The sequence below is a fragment of the Porphyromonas gulae genome (assembly GCF_000765945.1).
GTDB classification, from domain to species: domain Bacteria; phylum Bacteroidota; class Bacteroidia; order Bacteroidales; family Porphyromonadaceae; genus Porphyromonas; species Porphyromonas gulae.
Window position 1 is genome coordinate 1 of the sequence record NZ_JRAT01000019.1, and the last position, 6,830, is coordinate 6,830.

General features: G+C 45.4%; 1 protein-coding gene and 1 pseudogene. Both read right to left on the minus strand.

Annotated features, from left to right (window positions below):
* Positions 1-6,112 precede the first annotated feature (6,112 nt).
* A complete protein-coding gene (locus tag HQ49_RS12740; RefSeq protein WP_394331904.1) occupies positions 6,113-6,223 on the minus strand; it encodes a hypothetical protein in 111 nt (36 codons plus the stop codon).
* Positions 6,216-6,830, minus strand: a pseudogene (locus HQ49_RS07190) (fimbrial assembly protein); the annotation flags it as partial. The pseudogene HQ49_RS07190 and the gene HQ49_RS12740, both read right to left, overlap by 8 nt.

A 6,830-nucleotide genomic window follows, 5' to 3' on the forward strand; every position in this document is an offset into this window, starting at 1 on the left:
AGATCCACAAACGGTCGGCAGACTCGTTGCCAAGAACATCCATCACAAGAGAAGGCATACCGGACGAACCCGTATCGTTAGAACGCCATACGATCTGATCCCCATTGCCGTTGTTCACCGTCGTATTCTTCATCAGCTTATCATATAAGATCTGCAACGTGCAAGATGCTCCGCTCTGCATCTTCAACAAGAAGGATTGCATCGATGGAATTCGATCCGGAAGATGACCCTGACCTGCGGTATTCTTCGGTACCGACAGGTACTGACCGGCTTGATAACCCGAAACCGTGCTTCCATTGAGCTTGCGCCACTGGTCGCGCGTACCCGTGTTGAAAAGATAGACCGTCTCNGTCGATGGCTGCAGTATAGGAGTTACCCACCAAGTTAGATCCGGAGTAGTTCACATTCGGCGTACGAGTCAGGTTAAGGAAGGCGTCACATACGCAAATCGTACCCTTGAAGCTATAGACTCCCGTGGGCTGTACCCGTACATCATTCGTGATCTGGTAGCCCTTGAACTTCTGAAACTGTGTATCCGGTGCATAAGGAGCAGGGCGCCACTTATCTCCATTGAAAGGCTCAACCCATTGGTTTATAGTCTCGTTTCCTTCAACATCCCCGTAAGGGAAATCTGATTCATTGACAGGTATTCCAAAATACTGCCAGCTCCTACGGTACATACCGCAGTCGGCACAATCATATCCCTGATTGTAAAACTCGACAGTCCCTCCTACATTCTGATTATCGCCCGGATTCGTAAATATCAGGGTACCAGTCGGTTTGCCAGGGGCGGATTTCACGACGATCGTACCGGCATTCGAATTGTTATCAGATACCACGCCGTTGATCGTCAATTGATTCCCTGTTGTAATGACCAAATCCTTGTCCGAATCATTGATCAGGTTTCCGATTACGCGACCTCCCGTTCCATTCTGAGAGAGATCATCCAAATGCAGGTTCTCTTTCGCCGGGCCAGACTTCGGATTATTCGGATCTGTCGGATTATTCACCTCGGTGGCGAATTCAACATCCTCTGCCGCATCGGGAACACTGTTGTTAGTCCAGTTGTTAGGCTCTTTCCATTCGTTAGGCTTACCTACAGTTCCTCCAATCCAGTAATTCGAAGGAAGATGGGTTAACGTGACCATAGGGGATTTGATCTCACAGTAGCAGCCGTCTTTGGGCAGTATCGTAAGAACCAAATTGCCGGTAAGAGAGGATTCAACCCCTTTTACTTTCAGGGTCTGCGTAAGAGGTGTGGTATCGGTTATTTCTGCACCCAATACCTGCATCGCTACCGCAACATCTCCTCCGGAGAAGACTTGATTGTTATCCTTATCGCTGAACAGTGTTACAACAGCTCCCGGTTTCAGCGACTGGGTGGCCGATGTATTGCTTACTTTATATTCGATCGTAAGATTCTCTTTTCCTCCACTGAAAGACGATATCGCTGAAAGAACAGTAATATCCAAGTAAGGTTTGTCAAGCTCAAATTCAAACTTATTCGTGCCCGTGGCAACCAATGTTTCATTACACTGAACTCCTTCACACATCAAGCCTGGGATCTTCTCGACATTGACAATCTCAATGATATGTTTTCCACAAAGAGGGGGATTGTCGTCGTTTTCTTTTATGTCGAGCATATAGGCAAAAGATGTATTGTCTGTCAAACCGCCCTTTACCTTGATCTTGACCTTGTCTTCGCCATTGGCTGTAGGCGTTACCGTCTCAGATCCTGCCGGCATGGCATTCACCCCTCCCGAATGAGTATTGTCCGGAGTATAAGAATTCGGTACATACTTAAAGCCTACAGGTACGGTTACTTCTAAATAGGCATTGGCCGTGGTTGTTCCTCCGATGATCGTTTGAACCACTTTCAACCGCTTGGGGGCCTTACAATCGGATCCGTCCACCGAAGTCGCAACCAACTGAGTGGCAGCCGCCGTTGAGTAGGGAAGCTGAGCACCTTCGATATTGATCGGTGGTGTACTCACTGCCAAACCCGATCCCTTAGCTTTCAAATTACATGCATTGAGACCATCAGCTCTTACCTTAAAGTTTCGACCCGACACAAATTCGCATTGGGTCTTGATAAAGAACTTGACAACGATCTTTCGCTTATTGACATCATTGCCGGCTTCCTGCAACCCCTTCAGATAACCGATTGCGGCCAAAGCCGGATGCTTCATCAAATCGGCCTTATTGCCTTCAACCGAAATGGTTTGCCAATCACCCGAATTGGCTGGATATTCAACTTTAATCTCATTGGGTGTTACCACCAACCCCAGCTCCGGGAAAATACTGAACGAGGGACTAAAGACGCTGGCATTGTCCGTAGACTGAATACTATAAACATATTCGAGCGTATTACAAAGCGTGGTAGCCTCTGCTGCATTGGGGACTTTTACTTCCGTAAGCTCCATGGCGGCCACAAGGGGCTTCAGCTTCAAGTCGACAGCCTGCGCATTACAAACATAGTCATCGGGGCTCTCGGGATAAGTACTACAGTTCCAGCCGCCCATTGCCTTGAGCGTAATGGGAGAACAGCCTGTGTAGGAGAACTTGATCGTATAGTCAAGAGCTGTCCCCGCTGCGATACCCTCTTGAGACAAGCGGTACATTTTCCCCCCGGAATAATCGGTAGAGAGAACTGCTACTCCTTCAGAAGTAACTACCTCCTTGACAGTAAGACCGGGAGTGGTAGGCAATGCCAGCCAAACATAAGGAGCTTTGGAAACAGAAGGATTGTTGACACGAAGCCTCCACTCTCCTGTTTTGCCCACAAGCTCAACTTCCCCCGACTGATTTACAAGATTGATGGCCGGCTTCTTACTGTATCTCAAAGAGATATTATAGAGATTCAGACCATCAAGCAAATAATTACCATTATTATCAGAGTTGATTGGAGCTGCGATATCAAGATTAGCCGGTATCGTAGGTTGCTCAACAGCGTAATAATAATAGTCTACATAATCCAAATAATAGGATATTTTATCATATGCTTGGTCTATATCCGACGATGCACAAGTTGCGGTAACATCGACCTTCAGGCCTGCTCCATAAATATTCTCCACCGTTATATTCATATGAGCTTTCTCATTATCAGGGATCGGATATTTATAGATATTGTGTTCTCCTTGAGATACCACGCCCTCTTGAACAAGCGGTTCATAAGGAACATTCGACGTTACAGTCGTATTCCGATGGTTACGATAAGACACCCGATTCAAGCTGTATGATTTAGGCAGCTTAATATAAATATTCTTAAGTTTTATACCCGGACGATACTCATTCTCATATCGAAAAGCACCTGAAGAGAAACGACGAGCGTAGTTGTTGCTGACAAAACCAAGCTCTGCCGGTTTACACTCACTTACATAGTGGGGATTTATACCATTAACAATGTAAGTACCCATAATGTACACTTCTGGCACCAAAGTAAGACAGGTAACGGGGGTGGCTGTATTCCACACAGGATTCGTATTGGAATTATAGAAGAACCATTGTTTACCGACTTGCGTATCAACACCGTAGCCATACTCGGAAGTAACACGATAATGTGTTACTACTTCAAATGTATCACCACCTAAAAGACCTCCTTCAGGGAGTACAGAAGTGAAATCCCAGTCGATTTGCTGATCAGAACCGACTATTTTCGTATTAAACACAGTGTGTCCGGTAATCGAAACGAGTTCTGCCTGACCTCTCTTAATCTTAATGTCGGCTGACAGTGGCGTCAAAGTCTGATCATTCTTTTTGCCTAACTTCAACAAGAAACGTGCCCCCAACGTAGTAGCAGGACCGTGCTGCGTTCCGGTAGCACTCAGCCGTATCTCATCCATATAAAGAGCTTTGGCCAAGTCATATGCAGATATTTTATCACGACTCTGACGAGCTGTCATTTTATAATCCGTCCACCCGAGCGAATTGTCTTCACGCTCCACAACCGGGCTTCCGGTAGACGGACCAGCCGGACACGGAGGACTACAGCCCAAGACATTACGAACAAACGTACCACAAATAAGAGGGCCTGCGGGACAAATACAATCCGGGAAATGGACATAATTGAACACCTCCCTATAATTGTAAGAGATTTTCATCGTGGGATTGTTGGTACAGTCAAACCTCAGGCCCGATAGCGTAACAAACCCTCTCCTATGGTCCGGAGATACAATGGTCATCTTATTACCGGTGATGGTGATATTTCCATCAGGAATAGCTACAGGAGGATCATAACCAAACTCTCCATCTGCAGACACATGCTCACTTAACTTTGACCACTTAATACTGGAATTCGGCGGCATGGTCAAACCAGCTGGAATATCTATCTCGACTACATAACGAGTATTTTGATTAGAACCAGAAATATTATATGAGCTAGCTATACTATAGTAAGTTGGCATAATTCTCATATCGAAAGGCTTATTCTTCTCAATATTGACCGGTATATAAGAAGCATCTACAACAGATTCCCGAGCTAAGTACAAATTATAGACCCCCATATTCGTATAGACTGCCGGAACTACCCACGTAGATTTGTCGCAGGCCGTACGATAAATCACCCTTGTAAACAATCCTTTATCCCTAAGGTTTTGATTGTTATTACAAGCAGTAAAACTATCGCATTTGACTCTCACCGTATATTTCAATGTCAAGGTAGCACCGACAGGCAGATCATCGAAGTATCCATCGCCATCTACGTCATCCAAACCCACACCGGGACCATCAGGATCTGTCGTAAAATGATTTTCAAAACGCAAGTCAAGCTCCGAGCCATTTGTGACTGAGTTAGGCACAACTTGCCCAGCGGAACCAATCTCGATTTTAACGAATTCGTGTAGTGTGAATGGCCCGGGACCGGTGTAATTTTTACCAATCACGTTTATATCATATGCAGCACCCATTGTTCCACCGGTACCTGTATTTTTACAGGTGTAGGTAAGCGTGAATGGCTCACATATCGAAAAACTTGCATCATGATAGTTCGGACCGGTAAGAGTATACTCTGATATATTTGCCACACCGGCTGCCATCGTAATCGTGGCAGTGGTAGTTTTTACCTCGCACTGACTTTCCACACTGCATCCCCACCCTAAGCTATACACGGTTGAAGGGGCACAGGTCTTGAGTTTAAAAGTTTCTTTGAAATATATTATTTCTCCATTGGTGAGCTCCGAGTCATCCCCCAAAAGCGTACCGGAAAGGGTATATGTACGTACGTTACCGTTAGTGGATGAAGGAGTAAGATCGACATATGCACCTGCAGTACCAACTTTAGCTTGGAGTTTCATTTCTCCCGGAGCGGAGAAATAAACAGAATTACCATAATCAATAGACAAATAAATGTTTTTTGCAGGATTGGCCGAACCGTTAGTCACCGTAAAATCTCTAGTTATGGTCTCTCCGAGCTGTTTGTTGTTCTGGGGAGCTGGCTGCGAGATCGAAAGATTCGGAAATTTGACGGAGTACGTATTGGACTCCTTACTTGCACTTTGTCCATTGACCGTGATCGTGACATTGTCTTTGAATGTAAATCCGGTACCTGCCAAAGTAATCACATTGCTCCAGGCCTTACAAGTTGCCCACCTCTTTACAGAAAGAGAAACCTCTGTCCCTGCCTCAATTTCGTCATTACCATCGGCAGACTTAAGCTTGATGATAGGCTCATTGAGATCCGTTGTAACTTCCTCAAAAGACAATGCATTGGCTGCCGGGGTCGTACTAACAATAGTCGTTCCGCCCGGCACGTATTCGATACCGTCGGCTAACTTGACCTTTACTTCAACACCGGTTGAAGTTGCATTGAGAATTGTAAAATCAATCACTATAGCTTCCTCCCCGGAGCATACGGCAATCGAAGAAGTAGCAGCCGGCGAATGAGTCGGGAAAGTCACCTGCGCATAAAGGTCTTCGTATAATGCTAATGTGAATACAGCACATATAACAAAGACTATATTCAGTAGTTTTTTTGCAAACATTTTCATCATTCTTCTTTAGTTATGAAATTCCTCCAGCATTGTTACCATCAGAAAATTAATGTGAGTCTTTTGATGACCTCCACAACCGACCAGATTCTGAATTAATAATAACAACGTCTGAATAGAAACATCTATCAGATAGTTATATCATACTTATACCAATGGTTTCTCAAGACCTTCTCGGGCAAAGGCAAACGATAAAGTTCAGGCCCGAATTCGGGAGGAGGAAGCTCTCCATCATCCACTATACCAATGGTTTCTCAAGACCTTCTCGGGCAAAGGCAAACGATAAAGTTCAGGCCCGAATTCGGGAGGAGGAAGCTCTCCATCATCCACACGAGGCAGTGCCACTTCTACGGCAGCACCTTTCTTGTCTCGCTCGTTCAGATAGGTGATAATCCGCAAACTCTTAATCTTTCCTCCGGAATCCATCGTGTATCCACTACCGGCATCGGGAGCCGGGCTCACATTCAAAGATGTACCCCACGGCATCCACCCGGCGATCTGCGGCCATGCGCCATCATTGGAGCTAACCGGATTATCTGGCTTCGTGGGCAGGGGTTTTACCACATAGGTATCTTTGTCGAAATTCACATATCTATACCTGTAGTCAGCTAAATTACCTCCGTTGGCAGCAGGCAGTGTCTGAAATTTCTCGCTTAAAGTAATATTGAGCTCTACCTTGGCAACAGCACGCACAAGCTGAACATTATCCAAAAGATAATTCGCCGTAAAATCATGGGTTTTATTTCCAGACATCAAGAAAGGAGAGGCCATATTCAAAGACCATGGCTGTGAAATTGTCTTCTTTACATTCTGCAACCCATTTTCTGTGGTTATGACATCAAGTGC